10 protein-coding genes, 1 tRNA gene and 1 pseudogene are annotated in these 16470 nt (G+C 65.5%); 5 read left to right on the top strand and 7 right to left on the bottom strand.

Annotation, left to right across the window (positions count from 1 at the left end; translation table 11 throughout):
• Positions 1-1488 carry a cryptochrome/photolyase family protein gene (locus ACVWWN_RS24880; protein ID WP_457146225.1) on the bottom strand — a complete coding sequence of 496 codons (1488 nt, stop codon included), beginning with the start codon at positions 1486-1488 and terminating at the stop codon, positions 1-3.
• 90 nt (positions 1489-1578) lie between these two features.
• On the opposite strand from ACVWWN_RS24880, the gene ACVWWN_RS24875 reads away from it, so the two are divergent.
• The 4 genes and pseudogenes from ACVWWN_RS24875 (at position 1579) to lnt (ending at position 5718) form a co-directional block, all read left to right on the top strand.
• A tRNA-Pro gene (locus ACVWWN_RS24875) sits at positions 1579-1652 on the top strand.
• A gap of 63 nt (positions 1653-1715) precedes the next feature.
• On the top strand, positions 1716-2156 hold the full coding sequence (locus tag ACVWWN_RS24870; protein ID WP_457149264.1) for an aldo/keto reductase: 441 nt from the start codon (positions 1716-1718) through the stop codon (positions 2154-2156).
• An 81-nt stretch (positions 2157-2237) separates the two neighbouring features.
• A pseudogene (locus ACVWWN_RS24865) lies at positions 2238-2779 on the top strand (Mu transposase domain-containing protein); the annotation flags it as partial.
• A gap of 1439 nt (positions 2780-4218) precedes the next feature.
• Positions 4219-5718: an apolipoprotein N-acyltransferase gene (gene lnt, locus ACVWWN_RS24860; RefSeq protein ID WP_457149263.1), complete on the top strand. Its 1500-nt coding sequence runs from the start codon at positions 4219-4221 to the stop codon at positions 5716-5718.
• Between the two features lie 310 nt (positions 5719-6028).
• Here lnt and ACVWWN_RS24855 read toward each other — a convergent pair whose 3' ends face one another.
• The 5 genes from ACVWWN_RS24855 to ACVWWN_RS24835 all read right to left on the bottom strand — a co-directional run bounded on the left by ACVWWN_RS24855 (position 6029) and on the right by ACVWWN_RS24835 (position 14092).
• Positions 6029-8707, bottom strand: coding sequence for an aminotransferase class I/II-fold pyridoxal phosphate-dependent enzyme (locus tag ACVWWN_RS24855; RefSeq protein ID WP_457146224.1), 2679 nt, complete (start codon positions 8705-8707; stop codon positions 6029-6031).
• Positions 8708-8717: 10 nt separating this feature from the next.
• A complete protein-coding gene (gene pruA, locus ACVWWN_RS24850; protein ID WP_457146223.1) occupies positions 8718-10343 on the bottom strand; it encodes an L-glutamate gamma-semialdehyde dehydrogenase in 1626 nt (541 codons plus the stop codon).
• Between the two features lie 42 nt (positions 10344-10385).
• A complete protein-coding gene (locus ACVWWN_RS24845) occupies positions 10386-11297 on the bottom strand; it encodes a proline dehydrogenase family protein (protein WP_457146222.1) in 912 nt (303 codons plus the stop codon).
• Positions 11298-11384: 87 nt separating this feature from the next.
• Positions 11385-12275, bottom strand: a complete 891-nt coding sequence (locus ACVWWN_RS24840; RefSeq protein WP_457146221.1) for a universal stress protein — start codon at positions 12273-12275, stop codon at positions 11385-11387.
• Complete coding sequence (locus ACVWWN_RS24835; protein ID WP_457146220.1) at positions 12272-14092, bottom strand: amino acid permease; 1821 nt, start codon at positions 14090-14092, stop codon at positions 12272-12274. The genes ACVWWN_RS24840 and ACVWWN_RS24835 overlap by 4 nt, the downstream gene beginning before the upstream one ends.
• A 69-nt stretch (positions 14093-14161) precedes the next feature.
• Here ACVWWN_RS24835 and ACVWWN_RS24830 point away from each other — a divergent pair, with 69 nt between their 5' ends.
• Positions 14162-14374 carry a hypothetical protein gene (locus ACVWWN_RS24830; protein ID WP_457146219.1) on the top strand — a complete coding sequence of 71 codons (213 nt, stop codon included), beginning with the start codon at positions 14162-14164 and terminating at the stop codon, positions 14372-14374.
• Between the two features lie 451 nt (positions 14375-14825).
• Here the strand turns inward: ACVWWN_RS24830 and ACVWWN_RS24825 are convergent, their stop codons facing one another.
• A complete protein-coding gene (locus tag ACVWWN_RS24825; protein ID WP_457146218.1) occupies positions 14826-16382 on the bottom strand; it encodes a PucR family transcriptional regulator in 1557 nt (518 codons plus the stop codon).
• Between the last annotated feature and the right edge of the window lie 88 nt (positions 16383-16470).

Below are 16470 nucleotides of genomic sequence, written 5' to 3'. Positions count from 1 at the left end.
TCAGAACCGCCTTCGCGCGGTTTCCTGCTCCAGCACGGCGTCGAGGTCGGCCAGGCGCTCCATCGAAGACACCGCGCGCCGGGTGCGGTTGTTCTGCGCGAGCAGGTCCTGATTGCGTCGCACGAAGGTCCAGTAGCCCGCGGTGAACGGGCAGGCGTCCTCACCGATGCGCTTCTTCGGGTCGTAGGCGCAATCGCCGCAGTAGTCGCTCATCTTGTTGATGTATGCGCCGCCGGAGGCATAGGGCTTGGTGGCCAGCTTGCCGCCGTCCGCATGCTGGCTCATCCCGACGACGTTGGTCGGCATCACCCATCGGAAGCCGTCGACGTAGGCAGTCGCGAACCACTCCGTGAGCTCACGCGGGTGATAGCCCCGCTGCAGGGCGTGGTTGCCGAGAACCATCAGTCGTTGGATGTGGTGAGTCCATCCGCGGTCGCGGACGCCGGTCAGCGCGTCGTGGAGGCACGCGGCGGTGACGGCGTCGGCATCGAGTTCGCGCCACCACTTCGGGAGGGCCGTGCGCGCGTGCAGGGTGTTGTTGTGGAGGTAGCCCGGTCCGAAGTGCCAGTACAGATGCCACATGTATTCGCGCCAGCCCAGGATCTGGCGGATGAAACCTTCGACGGCGCTCAGCGGCGCCGCCTTCCGCTGGTAGGCCTGCTCGGCGGCGTGGACGGCATCGAGCGGATGCAGCACGCCGAGGTTCAGCGGCACGGACAGCAGCGAATGCGACATCGCCCAGTCCTGGCCCATCATGGCGTCCTCGTAGCGACCGAACGCCGGTAGCCGGTGCTCCACGAAACGGGCCAGGGCCCGCTGCGCTTCGGCGGGGGTGACGGCGAACAGCCTCGGGCCGTCGTTGCCGACGGTGTCGATGCTCATGCGGTCGAGGTCGTGCCGGACCCTGTCGTCGATGTCGTCTTCGCGTGGCTGGTACGGCTTCGGAACAGCAAGCGTCGCTTGCTTTTTCGGCGGAGGTTCGCGGTTGTCGGTGTCGTAGTTCCAGCGGCCGCCGACGGGTTCGCCGCCGTCCATCAGCACGTCGAATCGCCTGCGCTGGTCGCGGTAGAAGTCCTCCATGCGGAAGCGGGTCCGGTCGCCGGCCCAGTCGGCAAAGTCCGCGCGGGGAAGGGCGAAGGTGGGGGTGGGCAGGATGTCTGCCACCAAGCCTTGGTCCTTGAGGCGGTGAACGAATTGTTCGGCAGCGTGTGATGTGGGTTCGTAGACCAGCACCGGGCGTCGGTAGCGCTTCAGCGCGTCGGTATAGGTGTCGGTTTGGAAGACCGTCGCACGGTCGCCGAGGTCGCGTTGAGCGTGGCGCAGCGCCGAAAGCACGAGGTGCAGCTTCTGGCGATGATAGGTGCGACGGCGCAGTGCCGATGTCGCCTCCACGAGCAGCACGTCGCGGTGGGCATGCTCGCCGCCGTAGGTAGCCGGTCCGAGTTGGTCGGCGAACAGCCACAGCGGGGTGTCATCGCGAGCAGTCATGGCGCAGGTGTACCCACTGGTGGCGGTTGGGTTCGCACGTGTGGGCTGCGGTAGGCTTTCGACCTGCTGCCGGCGATCCCGGCAGCGCCGCGGGCTGTGGCGCAGTTTGGTAGCGCACTTGACTGGGGGTCAAGTGGTCGCAGGTTCAAATCCTGTCAGCCCGACTCTAGAAACCCGCTCTGACCAGCGTCGGAGCGGGTTCTGCATTGTTAGACTTCCTTGCTGATGTGTGGCAGTGGGCCGCCAGTGTCCCAAGCGGCCGTGAGTGGGCTGATGCCTGGTGTGATGTTCAAGCTGGTTGGTCAGTCGGTCCGTTCGGCCTACAAACCGACCAAGACGTGGCCCACCAGATCCTCGACAAGGCCGCCGATGCCGGCGTGAACTTCCTCGACACCGCAGACGCCTACCCCATGGGAAGCGACCTGAGCCTCGTTGGACGTACCGAGCAGGTCGTCGGTGACTGGTTGCGGGGTAAAAGGGACCGCTTCATCATCGCCACCAAGGCCGGTGTCGCGATGGGTCCGTCGTCCGGGGACCAAGGCGGCTCCCGCAAGCACCTTCTCGATGCCATCGACGGCTCGCTGACGCGCCTCGGTACCGATTACGTCGACCTCTACCAACTTCACGTCGACGATCGCCCCAATGGAAGCACCGGATGGCACACCTGACTGCGCTCGCTGAATTTCCCGCTGACGCTCATCGAAAATCCCCACCCGTGTGGCTCCGCCGTGAAGGGCGGCCCTCCTTCGATGCGCGGCGACACCCGGAGACGGGCCACCGCCGGCAGCCGCTCCTCGATCGCTGTGGTCGCCGAAACGGTGCCACCACGACCGCTGCCCGCGGTTCCCTATCCGGTGATCGTCTCCGAGGCCCGCACCGCCTCGAGACAGGCGTTGGTGTCCTACGCGGCAACCGGTATTCGGTGCCACCGAAGCTTGCCGCCGCCGATGTGACCGTCAGCCATCCAGTGGGCGGGCAGTTCTGCGATATCGCCACCACCACCGGCATCGTGGTCGCCCGCCTCGCATGGCTGCCAACGGGTTAGGGGTGATGGTCCGCGACAGCGGCCACGTCATCGCCTTGGACACCACAGCGATGGCCACCGCCGCCACCGGGCGAGCGCACCGCCGCAAGGAACGCATCCCACCCCGGGCCGGCCGCCAAAAACGCTGCCGCAGACCTTTATCGGTTCCGCGACGCCACCACCGGCACCGCCGAATCTACAAACGCTATCATCGGTCTCGTTCCTGATACGGGTGTCTTCGGCGAACCCGTCACATCCTTCGGATAGTTGCCACGGCGGCGCGCAATGACGAAAGTTCCGCCGTGAGCAAGGCAACCCTCATCGGTTCTCGCTTCTTGTGAGTCCTCGACAAGCCAGGGATCGTCTTATATCGAAGGCGCAATCCGATCGACTCGACTTGTCCAAAGATTAAGTGCCATAGGTCGTCTTGCTCCAGACCCACGTGCTCAACCGTTAAGCCGAAACGATTCGATCGGTGCGTCTTGATAGCAAGTCCTTCTCCACCACCCTCGGGGGCGATGCTCAAGTGCGGAATTGAGATGCGCTCTGTCTGCCAATTTGGCAACCATTACCACCTTCATCACCGAGGTCACCGACGGTCTTCCGTGCACTCCGGGTTCGCGCACGTACACTCGGCTGAGGGCGACGCGAGCGCAACATGCGAGATGTTCGACGCGGGGGCACGACTGACCGGCATGTACCTCCAGCATCGGGTGGCCCGTCGTTCACGCGCGCGCCCGCGCCCCCATCGAACTCGACGAGCGTCAGAGCAAATGACAGAGGGGCACGTCTTCGAAATATGCACAACCGAACTGACGCCGCTCCCGAGTGCGACCCACGATATCCAAGTCGCAGCGCAACGTCGGTGACGGTCTCCGAACCGGGGGACTGTCAGAACAACGGTGGATCTGATCCTGGCATTGTGCGGTTCAACCCGTGTCCTTTGGGACACATCTATGAGGCCGATGGGCGATCGGCTTGGTCGTCTCCTGCGATGCCGGGATCGCCGTGGTGGGCCCTGCGCGAAACACGCTGGCTTACAGGGTTATTCGCCCTCAAGGCGTTTGGCCTGATAGGCCTTGCAACTGATTCGTTCGGCCCAATGCTGTCGGGCCGCGCGATGTGGCTGGAGGAGACGGCACGCCTCGAACCAGGCCGTCGCGAAGCGCGGCTTGTCGTCCGCGCGCGAAACCGCTGACGACAATGCAACCTCTTCCCGAGGCGCCGTGAGGTATCGACAGCACTCGCCGCCGTACATGCGCGACCGTCGAGCGTTCTGCTCACCGAGCAGACCATGGACACCGCCCTCGGAGGGGCTGTGAGTACGGTTGCAGAGTTGGCTCCTGCGGAGGAATCAAGTGGAGGGAAGAAGGCGTGGCTGGCGTCGAATCCGATGTTCTGCGCAGTTTACGGAGCAACTAGCAGAATGAATCGACCTGCCGGCAGTTGTCCGTCAGCAGAACGGCGGACATCCTGTCGGGGATCATGTTGCTCGTGATCATCCTTTCACTGTGTCGCGTGAAGCCGATTGCTGCAGGGGTCTTGGCGGGTGCGGGATTTGGTGATGGGATGCGGCGGTCTGAGATCTGCGGTGGACGGCCCCAGGTTGGTCGTGGGCCTGCTGTGCGGGGTTGGACTCGAAATACTTTTCGCTGCAGCGCTTCCCGCCGATTTGGTACTCGGCTGGGTCCTCGTCGGCGGCCGTGATGTTGGGCGGGAAGTGGCGGCGGGGCGATGAGAAACCGGATCCACCGCGGACCCCTGGACGCGCGGCAGCGTTGGTCGTCGGGGGACTGCCCGCGGTTGCCTTCCCGGCGCCGTCGTGGTGGTGGCTGGCCTGGTTCGGTTTGACACCGCTCCTGCTGGTGGTGCGCGCCGCACCGACCGCGCGTGAGGGCGGCGTGCGGGCGTGGTGGGGTCTTGCCGGGTACGTGCTGGTCACGCAGTACTGGCTTGTGCCCAGTGCCGGCCCCCTGCTGGCGGTGCTGGCCGCCGGACTCGGCGCGCTGTGGGTGCCGTGGGGGTGGGCGGCGCACCGTCTGCTGTCTGACTCGATCACGCTGCGCGGGACGCTTGCTGCCGTGGCCGTACTGCCCAGCGCGTGGGTGCTGGCCGAGGCGGTGCGGTCGTGGCACCGTCTCGGCGGGCCCTGGGCTTTGCTCGGCGCGTCGCAGTGGAATCAGCCCGCCACGCTGGTGTCGGCCTCCCTCGGCGGGGTGTGGCTGACGAGCTTCCTGCTCGTTGCGACCAATACCGCGGTCGCAGGGGTGATCTTGCACCGGGATGTCGCCCGTCGGGCCATCACGTCGGCGGTGGCGCTGGTGTGCGCAGGACTGGGGCCGGCCTGGTTCGTGCTGAGTCCGGCACCTCCGGTCGGTCCGATGGTACGGGTGGCGTTGGTGCAGCCGGGCGACATCTCCGACTCCGCAGCCCGTCGGTCGGCCAGCGCGCGGCTCACCGCCACTCTGGCGGGCCAGCATCCGGACTTGGTCGTGTGGGGGGAGAGCAGCATCGGTGTCGACCTCAGCAGCACTCCGGCGCTCATGGCAGAGCTCACCAACCTGTCCCGACGGGTCGGCGCCGACCTCCTCGTCAACGTCGACGCACGCTCGCCGAGAGGAGGAATGTACAAGTCGTCCAACCTCATTGGACCCGACGGGTCACTGGGCTCGTACCAGAAAACCCGGCTGGTGCCATTCGGCGAGTACGTGCCCTTACGCCCGCTCCTCGGCTGGATCACCGGCTCCACCAAGGCCGCAGCCGAGGACCTGCGACGCGGGAGCGGACAGGTGGTGCTGCATACGGACTCGATCGCCATCGGCCCGTTGATCAGCTTTGAAACGACCTTCTCCGACCTGCCGCGCCGTGAGGTGCAACTCGGCGCCCAGCTGCTGGTGTACCAGAGTTCCACCTCGACGTTCCAGGGCAGTTGGGCTCAGCCGCAGTTGGCCACCCAGGTCGCGGTACGCGCCGTCGAGGTTGGCCGCGCCGCGGTGCACACCGGGCTGTCCGGCGTCAGCTCGGCCTTCGACGCGGAAGGCCGGGAGCTCGCCTGGTGCCCGTCCACCTATCGGGGTGTGATCGAGGTGGAGGTTCCGCTCGGGTCGCGCACCACTGTGTACCAACGGCTGGGCGACTGGCTACTGGTGCTGGCGTTGTCGATCCTCGCGGCCGCGACCGTAACGGCAACACTGCGGTCCCGGTAGTAACCGGATCCTGCTCGTCGCGCCGGGCCGGAGGGCGGCTACTGGTGTTGCTATTCGGAATTGGAATACTTTGTGTCCCCGTTGGTGGAGATGCCGCGGGTGGCGACTGGCGTGGCGACTTCATGGAATACCTTGAACAACAACAGATATGCGAGCGCACCTACGGCGAGTGAACCGATTTTACTGATGTCGATGCCGCCGAGTGGAAGGCGGCCCTGGGGCCCACCGCCTTGACCGCAGTGTGGCCCGGTGAATGTGCTCAACCAAGCGACCAACCGGCCGCTTCCCGGGTGGAGCGGGTCAGTCAGGATCAGTTCCTGGGACCGGTGCCATTTGGTGGGGAGGCTGCGTTGGGCTTAGGGCCGCTGTGCAGCGCAGTGTCGGTGAAGACTCGGTAGCCGAATTCGGGGAGGTACCCGTGGATCTCGCGCGTGTCCAGCGCAGACATGAAGGCGAGGATGTCGGCCGTCACGACCTGCCCGGGAACCAGGATGGGGAATCCGGGTGGGTAGGGCGTGACGAACATGGCCGAGACGACCTCCCGGCGCTGGCTTACCCGTGCGGCGAGCTCGTCGTGCGGGAGGTATTCGCACGCCCCGGCCACGTAGGCGAGGAAGTAGGCGGCGCGGAGGTCCCCGTCCGGACCGCGAGGATCGGGCCGGAACCGGTCGGCGAAGTGGCTGAAGTTCGGCAGCGGCGGCGGGTTGCCGGTGAGGGCGGTCACACGCCGGTCTCTCTCGCGTCGTCCGAGTGGGCCCAGCCGCGCGAGTTCGTCGTCGAGCTCCTCGGCCAGTTTGACGAGCACCTCGATCAGGTAGGCCACCGAGCTGCGAGTAGTGCCGATGTTGGTCATGAAGAGCACGCTGTTGCGCGAGGTCTTGTTGACCTGGATGCCGTACTTGTCCATCAGGAAGCTGTGCTTGAACGTGTCGCCGTCGATCCCAGTCAGGCCGATCAGAAGTGTCAGGCGGCTGGGGTCACGGACGAACTCGTCGCGCTGCCAGGCCTGCTCCATCCGGGAGAATCCGCCGCGGAGGGGGAAGTCGATGCCGGACTGGCGGTAGCGGGCGGGGATCATTTCCGGCGTGGTGAGGAACCGGAAGTACTTGCTGATCTGCGGGTGCGCCTCGACCGCGTCCAGAAGGTTCATCGCCAGCTCCGCCTGCCGCTGCACCAGCTGGTAGCCCTCCAGCTCGGCCTGGGCGCGGCCGACGTCCAGCGAGGCCAAGATCTGGTAGTTGGGTGAGGTGGACGTGTGCGTCATGTAGGCCTCGTCGAAGGCCTCCTCGTTCAGGTGCTGGAAGCTCTCATCGAAGACGTGGATCATCGACCCCTGCCGCAGCGCGGTCAGCGTCTTATGGGTGGACTGGGTGGCGTACACCCGGATCCGGACCTTGTCGGGGTCCGGCAGCGGGCCAGCCTCGTCCTGCCCACCTGCCGCCTGCGCTGCGGCGTATTCCTCAGCGTATTGAGCACTGCGGTAACGCTGCTGCAGCCGGCGCGCGGCGGCCATCGCCGTCCGCCGCCGATAGATCGGGTGGAAGCCGGCGAAGGCGAACCACGCCTCGTCCCACAGGAAGACCAGATCCGGTTTGATCGCCAGGCACTCATGCATGACCCGCTCGACGTCGTAGACGATGCCGTCGAAGGTGCAGTTGGTCAGGGACAGCATCTTGACCTGGTCGAGTCGTCCTTGCTGGCGGTATTCCCGCAGGCATTGCGTGATAGTCGCCAGGGGGACAGCCCCGTACATCGAGAACTGGTCCAGCGGGTAGGAGTCCAGGTAGGTCACCCGCGCGCCGCCGAGCACGAGGGCGTAGTGGTGGGACTTGTGACAGTTCCTGTCGACCAGGACCACGTCACCGGGGGTGATCATCGACTGCACGACGATCTTGTTGGCCGTCGATGTCCCGTTCGTGACGAAGAAGGTCTGCTCGGCACCGAAGGCGCGGGCGGCCAGTTGCTGTGCCTTCTTGATGGGGCCCGACGGGTCGAGCAGGGAGTCCAGACCGCCGGAGGTGGCCGACGTCTCGGCCAGGAAAATATTCAGTCCGTAGAAGTCGCTCATCTGGTGGATCCAGGGCGAGTTGACCACCGACTTGGCCCGGGAGATCGGCAGTGCGTGGAACACCCCGGTCGGCTGGCGGCTGTAGCCGCGTAGGGCAGTGAAGAACGGCATCTCGTAGCGCTCTCCCACACCCTGCAGGATCGTCAGGTGCAGTTCTAGGAGGTCCCGACGTTGGAAGATCCGCCGGAACCGGCGGGTCAGCGTGCCGGCGAGCTGCTCGATGGAGACCTGCGCGACCAGGTAAAGGTCGACCTCGGGACGCCGCTCGGCGATCTGCTCGCCGAGCTGCAGCATCCGCTCATCGGTGGAAAGCGGGTGCACTGCGGCCAGATCGACGTTCTCGATGAACCGGCCCATATCGGCCAGATTGTGCGGCGAGGTGACGGCGAAGCCCGGCCGGATAATGCACGCTTGGACCTCGGAGTTGAGCAGCACGGCGACCAGGGCGTCCTCGAAGGTGGGGACGATGACCAGCTCGTAGGTGAAGGGATCCTCGGGGCGGCGCAGCCTGCGCATCTCCTCGCGCAGGGCATCCGCCTCCGGCGTGGGGATGTCATCGACCACCAGGACCTGGAACACAGGCTGTCCGGTCGGGTCGTCCCGGCCGGACAGCTGACGGCTGACCGCGTCGGTCAGTCGCATCGCCGACTCGTAGTCGCCCGTGTCGCGCAGCGCGCCGATCTGCTGCAATTGGCCACGACCGGGATAGGCCCAGTAGGTCTCCAGTGGGTCCAGCAGCAACACCAGCTCGGTGATTCTGGCTTGCAACCCCGGACGCAGATCGGTGGGTGTCAGGGCGTCGGCCAGCCGTTTCGTGACGTCGGCCAAGGAGGTCCACGCATCGGCACGCAGCCGCCAAACGCTGGTGTAGGCGTGCAGCCTCGGAACAGTCGACGGGTCGGGGGCATCAAGGCCGGGCATGCGTCTCTGATCAGTCCATGTAGGGGTAGCGGTAATCGGTTGCCGGCACGAAGGTCTCCTTAATCGTGCGGGGGGAAACCCAGCGCTGCAGGTTCAGGATGGACCCCGCCTTGTCGTTGGTTCCGCTGCCGCGGGCACCGCCGAACGGCTGTTGCCCCACCACCGCCCCGGTCGGCTTGTCGTTGATGTAGAAATTGCCGGCTGCGAACCGCAGCACGTCCATCGCCTCGGCGATGGCGGCCCGGTCCTGGGCGATGATGGAGCCGGTGAGCCCGTATGGGCCGACGGCGGCAGACTCACACAACACCGTGTCGTAGTCGGAGTCCTCGTAGACGAAGACCCCCAGGATGGGCCCGAAGTACTCGGTGGTGAACACCTCATGGTCTGGGTCGTCGGCCAGGACCACGGTGGGACGCACGAAGAACCCGACGCTGTCGTCGGCCACCCCGCCGGCCGCGATCTCGACCCCGTCCTCGCCACGCACCCGGTCGAAGACCGCGCTCAGCTTGGCGAACGATCGGTCATCGATGACGGCACCTAAAAAGTTGTGGAAGTCGGTGACATCACCCATCGGCAGCGAGTCAACCTCGCCGACGAGGTCCTCACGCATCCTGGCCCACAACGAGCGCGGCACGTAGGCGCGGGAGGCCGCCGAGCATTTCTGGCCCTGGTACTCAAAGGCCCCGCGCACCAGGGCGACCCGCAGGACGTCGATGTCGGCGGAGGGATGAGCCACGACGAAGTCCTTCCCGCCGGTCTCCCCGACCAATCGCGGGTACGCCCGATAGGCACGCAGGTTCTCCGCGACCGAGCCCCACAGATGGCCGAACGTCGCCGTTGAGCCGGTGAAGTGGATACCCGCCAGCGCCGGATCGGGCAGCGCGACCTCGCTGACCGCCTGCCCGCGCCCGGTGACCATGTTGACCACGCCCGTCGGCAGTCCCGCAGCCTCCAGCAAGTGCATCGTGTAGTGAGCCGACAGCTGCTGGGTCGGCGCCGGCTTCCAGACCACCGTGTTGCCCATCAGCGCGGGCGCCGTCGACAGGTTCCCGGCGATCGCGGTGAAGTTGAACGGAGTGATGGCCAGCACGAAGCCCTCCAGCGGGCGGTGATCCAGCCGGTTCCACACCCCCGGCCCGCTGACCGGTTGCTGCTGCAGGATCTCTCGGGCGTAGCCGACGTTGAACCGCCAGAAGTCGGCCATCTCGCAGGCCGCGTCGATCTCGGCCTGATAGCAGGTCTTGCTCTGACCCAGCATGGTCGCCGCGTTGAGCGTGGCCCGCCAGGGGCCGGTGAGCAGATCGGCGGCCTTGAGGAAGATCGCCGCCCGGTCGTCGAACGACATCGCCTGCCACCCCGGCGCGGCCGCCTTGGCGGCATCGACGGCCTGACGCACGTCGTCGGCGGTGGCATCTCCCAGCGTCCCCAGCTGCGCCTTACGGTTGTGCGGCTGGACGACGTCGATACGCTCGCCCCCGCCCAGGCGGTGCTCGCCGCCGATCGCCATCGTCAGCTCCACCCGCTCGGCCGCCATCGCCTCGAGCCGCAGCGTGAGCTTTTCCCGTTCGGGGCTGCCCGGTGCGTAGTCGTGGACGGCTTCGTTCACCGGCAGCGGGACGTTGCTGATGGTGTCCATGTCAACTCCTAGTGGTTGTCAGCGGGCTGCTTGGCGCTGGTCTCAGCCACCGATCAGGGAACGCAGGAAGAACCGCATGTTCGCGGGTCGTTCGGCCATCCGCCGCATCAGGTACGGGTACCAGGCCGAACCGAACGGGATGTAGACGCGGACCCGGTACCCCTCGTCGGCAAGCCTCTTCTGCAGGTCCCTTCGGATGCCGTACAGCAACTGGATCTCGAAGTCGCGTTTGTCGACGCCCGCCCGTGCCGCCGCCGCTTCCGCGTGCTCGATACAGGCGCCGTCGTGTGTGCCGAAGGCGGGCAGGCTGCCGTGCGCGAACAGCCAGTCGGTCAGGTAGTGGAACTGGGCGGTGATCTCCTTCTTCGACACAAGCGCCCGCTCGATCGGCTCGGCGTAGGCCCCTTTGACCAGGCGAATCCGGGGTTTCGAAGGGGCCAACGAATCCAGATCGGACGGGGTGCGACGCAGGCACGCCTGAATGGCCAGGCGGGTCTGCGGATAGCGGCCGATGGCCTTCTCGAACACGTCCAGCGTCCTGCCGACCAGGTCGCTCTGCTCCATGTCGACCTCGACACCGACCCCGAGCTCCGTCGCCCGCTCCAAAATCATGGCCAGGTTCGCGGCACAGGCCACACCGTCGACGGTCAGCCCCAGCTGGGACAGCTTCAGCGAGACGGTGGAGTCGATCCCACGTTCGGCGATGATCTCCACAGCCTCCAGATACTGCCCCGCCGCCTCGCTCGCGCCGGCGAGATCCTCGACCCCCTCGCCGAGAAGATCGAGGATGGCGCCGATCCCCCGAGTGTTGAGGTCGACCGCCGCGGACACCGCGTCCGACAGCTGTGTTCCCGCGACGAATCGGTGCACCGTCTTGCCCAGGACCCTGTTGTTGGCGACCGCGTGCTCGAGTCGGGAACTCCCTGCAGCCGCCAGCAGCAGACGATTGACCATATTGAACCTCCGATCGTTGGGAGCGCAGAACGTCCCGCTGGGCGAAAAGTGGCCTGTTCAGTCGGCCCGCCGGCGGGCTGGCCCTGCCTATACCGGTATGTGGTGTCGCGGAACGATCATCACGGGGACAGGTGCGTGGCGCAGGATCTTCGAGGCGGCCGAGCCGAGGAATACGTGAGCGGTCTGTCCTGCTGCCCCCGATCCCAGCAACAGCATGTCCCCGGATTCCCAGGGAACATCTTCCACGGCCTCGCGCCAATCGTGGCCAGTCCCGACCACGACGTCTACGTCTGGAATCGAGATGCGGTCGCGAACGGCGTTGAGCTGCTTGGCGATATCGTCGAATGTCCTGCGCGACCACTGTTGGATGACAAGGTCCTCCGCCGAGGATTCGATCGAGCCGCCGAACATCCTCACCGGCCGCACCGTGAACGACACGATCCGTAATTGGACTGGCCACTGGGTGGCCAGCTCGGCGGCCGCAGGGATGAGGCCGTTGATGTCGGCTTCGCCGCCGTACGCGGCGGTCAGCCGGCGTATCGGATCGGGCCCCAGCGGGTAGCCGCGCGGAGCGATCGCGACGGGCACTGCCGCGGTGTGCACCAGCCGTTCGGTCACACTGCCCAGCGCCACCCGGCCCAGCAGCCCGGAAGACGACGAACCGACGATGACAATACGGGCGTCGTGAGCGGCAGCGAGTTCGAGCAAACCTGTCGGAATAGAGGTGGATTGGTGAACAACCGTGGGGATGTCGAGATCCCCCGGCAGTTGGCTGACCACTCTGTCGAGTGAGCGTGAAGCCTGCGACGTGACATAGCGCAGGTACTCCTCCTCAACGGGGTCGCCTTTCGCCGGCCACGGCCGTTCCACGATCGCCGCGGCCACCACCTTGTCGCCGGTCCACCGCGATATCTGCGCCGCCAGGTTCAGCGGCGCGACACCCTGTCGGCTCGAGCTGAACCCAGCGACGATGGTCATCGAGCGGATGCCTCAGCCGGTACCCGGGACACGACGTGCGTCACCGGGATTCTGTGCTCGGCCCGGGCGCGGTCCACGACGTCGAAGCGGTGCCACACGGACTCTTCGGGCGGCAGCGTCGAGATCACGATCTGATCGGGATGGAATGAATCGACGGCGGCGGAAAGGGCGCGCAGCGGCCGATAGTCACCCAACGTGCCGTCGGCGTCGAGATTTTCGGAGCGCAGGGTGGATAGGGTGTCCTCCAGCCGCTGTTGGGCGATCTCCCTGGTCGCTTCCGCGACGTCGAGCGGACCATGAGTGGCGGCGGTTCCCGTTTCGATCGGGCTGGCCGGCACGACCACGAAGTAGGTGGCCGATCGATCCGCACCGATGCGGCGCAGCTCGTCGCGAAGTTCGTCGGACCCAACGGTCTGATTGGCCAGCACGAGCACCCGGTGAGGTCGTGTCGTCGGCGCGACCCCCTCCACGACGGGCCGGCGACTAATGAACCACTTGTTCGCGAGGAACAGCACGATGACGACGGCCCACGACAGCAGGCTCAGCACCAACTGCGACCGCACATCCGCCTGGATGCCCATCTGCACCAGGATCGCGACGATCGCGACCGCGGTGATGATCGACAACACCGGGAACAGCCACATCTTGACCCGAAGCTTCGAGTCGTCGGTGCGGTAACGCAACACGATCTGTGAGATCGCGATCAGCAGGTAGACGAACAGGATGATCGCTCCGCTGGAGTTCAGCAGGAACGCGAAAATGGTGTCCGGCGAGACGGCCGCGGCAATGACACACAGAAAGCCGACCAACGACGATGCCAGAATCGCGGTGGCCGGCACCCCACGGCGGGTCACCGCGACCAGCTGCGCCGGTGCCTCCCGGCGCGCGGCGAGCACGAACAGCATGCGGGAGGCGGTGTACATGCCCGAATTCAGACAGCTCAGCACCGCCGTCAACACCACGGCGTTCATGATGTGGTCGGCGTAGGGAATCCCCATTTTCGTGAACGCGGAGACAAATGGGGACGCGCCCGCTTGCTCGTCGTTCCAAGGCAGGATCACTGCCAGCAGGAACACCGAGCCGACGAAAAACACCGCGATCCGAAGAATCACCGAGTTGGCGGCCTTCGCCACAGCCCGCTCCGGATCCGCCGATTCTGCAGCCGCGATCGTCGCGATCTCGGCGCCCACCATCGAGAAGATCACCGTGACTACGCCGACGGTAATCGCAAGGGCGCCCAGTGGGAAGAACCCGCCATGGGTCCACAGGTTGGAGAAATCCAGCGACTTGTCCGGCCACAAGCCCAGCACGAACAGCGAACCCAGCCCGATGAACACCACGATCGCGGCCACCTTGATACCGGCGAACCAGAACTCGAACTCGCCGAACGACGACACCGAGAACAGGTTGGTCCCGGTCATCAAGATCAGCAGGACCAACGCAGACAACCACAGCGGGATGTCGACCCAGTACTGGATGATCTTCGCGCCCGCGATCGCCTCGAAGCCGACCACGATCACCCAGAAGTACCAGTACAACCAGCCGACCGAGAAGCCGGCCCAGTTGCCCAGCGCGTTGCGGGCATAGTCGGCGAACGATCCGGTCGTTGGGTTGGCCACGGCCATCTCGGCCAGCATGCGCATGACCATGATGATCAGGACGCCGGCCAGAGCGTAGGTGATGAACGACCCCGGCCCGGTATCGGCGATGACGACGCCAGAGCCGACGAACAGGCCCGCGCCGATCACACCGCCGATGGCGATCATCGTAAGCTGCCGCTGATTTAGCGCCTTCTTCAAGTTCGGTGTCGCGCTCATGGCATTCCTCCGATACTCGCTGCAGCCTTATCATCGCCTTTTCGAATGGGTTTGTTGTCGGATTCACCGGTGCCGCGCATCGCGTTGCAGACTCTGCTTGGGCGGGCGGCGTTCATCTGCCAATTCCATTCCTCGACCCAAGGGTCCGGGAGCGCCTCGATGGTGATCGTCGGACAGCAGAACTTCCAGTGTGGCGTCGCCGAAGGGAATGAAGCTGTCTTCGCTGGCGATGCCGGCAAGCGGGCCGGTGAATCCTTGGTCGACCAGGGCGGTGACGACTAAGACGCCCTGGCTTTCCCGGAGGTGATGTGCCTCCAGGATATCCAGGGCGATTCAAACCACGACAGGAGTTGGATCGCCGACTCCCTATGGAAGCCAAGTACGCCGCGAAAGCCGCGGAGCTTGCCGTTACGGACCGGACTATCAAACGGTGGGTCCGCGCCTACCGTCAACTGGGTGTGGCCGGCTGGCCGACGAAACGGCAGATCAGGCGTCGAGAACCGACGGCCGCTGGATCGAAACCGCGCTCGAGGTGATGATCGAACACACCGATCAATCGCGGCCGTCACAGACGATGGTGATCGACCGGACGAACGCGAGAGTGGTTGCGCGCTTCGGTGTGGTGTAGTGAAGTGTCCGAGTCGGGCTACCGCACATCGGATCCTCGCGAAGCGAGAGAATCAACACCTGATGATGTGGTGCCATTCTGCGTGGCATTTTGTCATTCCAGAGGTCAATGCGGGGGGTCCATAGCGGTTATGCGCAGTAGTTCGCGGGCTCGAATTGCCAGTAGGAGGTGTGCGCGTGTGTCGGCATTGTGCAGATCTTGGCCTGTCAGTTGAGCGATCTTCGCCACGCGATTGCGCATGGTGTGACGGTGAACTCCGAGTTCTGTTGCAGCACCTTCCATGTGCCCGTTATGTCGCAAGAAGCCTTCCAAGGTCGTGAGCAGGCTGTCGGCGGTGTTGGTTTGGGTTCGATCGTGTTCGACGAGCGGTGCGATGGCCTGGGTCATCAGTGTGAGTTCCTCGGCGGTGCGTGGCCCCAGGATGACGTCGAAGACGTTCATGTCGGCGAAGCCGTGGAGCGCGCCGCCGGGGGTGCCGCTGAGGGCCGCCGTGTGAGCTTGATTAACGGCAGTGGTGATGTGGTCGATGGCCGCGGTCTTGCTGATGCCGGTTCGCAGACGCCTTTGAAGTTGAGCGCTGATGGCGGCGGCTAGGTCCGCGGCCGACTCGGAGTCCTCGGCACGTAACACGATGATGAGTTCATCGACGCGAGAGCCGACGAGGTAAGGATCGCGGCGTGACTCCAGGACGCGGTTGGCGTGACTTTCGGCGGCCAATGTGGGTCCAGTGCCGAGGAGTACGAGCACTGCGATTGAGGTGTTGGGGTCGATGCGGAAGTAGCGGAGGACCGCATCGTCGATGATCGGTGGATTGGCGAGAAGGCCGTTGGTGACGGCGGTACGAAGGCGGTGTTCAGCATCGAGAACTCTCGCAGGTTTGCCCAACTCGATGGAGATCAGTGACACCGCATGGGAAATGAGGAGGCGTTCGGTGGGGGACGGCGCGTCTTCCGTCTTGACGGCGAGGTATCCGCGCAGGGGTTGGGCGGCTTTGAGTGCTTGGACAGTGCAGTAGCCCGAGCCGTCGGCGACGACGCGGCTGGCGTGCCGGGGCCGTTTGTTGCCGGTGCCGCTGGTCGCGAGTTTGGCGCTGAGTTCGCGGATGTGGGCGGATTCGGATCCGTTGGCGGCGAGTGTGTTTCCGTCGACGTCGATGACGACGACGGTCGCCGATAGGAGTTTGCTGAGAGTGGCGACGACGGCGGGGATGCCGTTGCGGAGTGTCTCGCGGGCGAGAATCTCCTGTTGGTCGACGACGCGTTGCACGGAGCGTAGTTGGTCGGCGGTGATCTCGTCGATGATGGCGCGGGTGATGGCGATGAACGGTGTTTCGGCGGGGACGCTGAGGACGGGCAGTCCCAGTGCGTCTCCGGCGGTGATGATGCCCGGCGGCACGGCGGTGTGGGTGGTGCCGGTGTCGAAGGCGAGAGCGGCGATGCCGGCGGCGGAGAGCCGCGCGAGGTAGTCGAACTGTTGGTCGTCGGTATTGCCGACGTTCATGCCCGTGGTCATGACCAGTTCCCCGCCCGAGAGGTACGGGGTGGGGTCTTGGAGTTCGATGGCGTGGGCCCAGGCGATGGGGCGGTCTCCGTTGTCGCGGCCGGCGACCAGCGTCAGACCAAGGGTTTGATCCTGAGCGAGCCTGCGCACCGTCATGCTCATGGGTTGCCGGCTCGCCGTGAGCGGATTTCGACGGCGGACCATCGGGAACGAGAGGCCATGGATAGCAGGCTATGGCCAGATCGGGTCG

The organism is Mycobacterium sp. URHB0021, assembly GCF_054057895.1.
The sequence above is the reverse complement of the archived record's forward strand: the minus strand, read 5'-3'. Positions and strand labels throughout refer to the sequence as shown.

Bases quoted from the DNA above. Each gene is read 5' to 3' on its own strand.
- ACVWWN_RS24840 (WP_457146221.1), bottom strand. From the start codon at position 12,275: ATGACCATCGTCGCTGGGTTCAGCTCGAGCCGACAGGGTGTCGCGCCG.
- ACVWWN_RS24855 (WP_457146224.1), bottom strand. From the start codon at position 8,707: ATGCCCGGCCTTGATGCCCCCGACCCGTCGACTGTTCCGAGGCTGCAC.
- ACVWWN_RS24825 (WP_457146218.1), bottom strand. From the start codon at position 16,382: ATGAGCATGACGGTGCGCAGGCTCGCTCAGGATCAAACCCTTGGTCTG.
- pruA (WP_457146223.1), bottom strand. From the start codon at position 10,343: ATGGACACCATCAGCAACGTCCCGCTGCCGGTGAACGAAGCCGTCCAC.
- ACVWWN_RS24845 (WP_457146222.1), bottom strand. From the start codon at position 11,297: ATGGTCAATCGTCTGCTGCTGGCGGCTGCAGGGAGTTCCCGACTCGAG.
- lnt (WP_457149263.1), top strand. From the start codon at position 4,219: ATGTTGGGCGGGAAGTGGCGGCGGGGCGATGAGAAACCGGATCCACCG.
- ACVWWN_RS24880 (WP_457146225.1), bottom strand. From the start codon at position 1,488: ATGACTGCTCGCGATGACACCCCGCTGTGGCTGTTCGCCGACCAACTC.
- ACVWWN_RS24835 (WP_457146220.1), bottom strand. From the start codon at position 14,092: ATGAGCGCGACACCGAACTTGAAGAAGGCGCTAAATCAGCGGCAGCTT.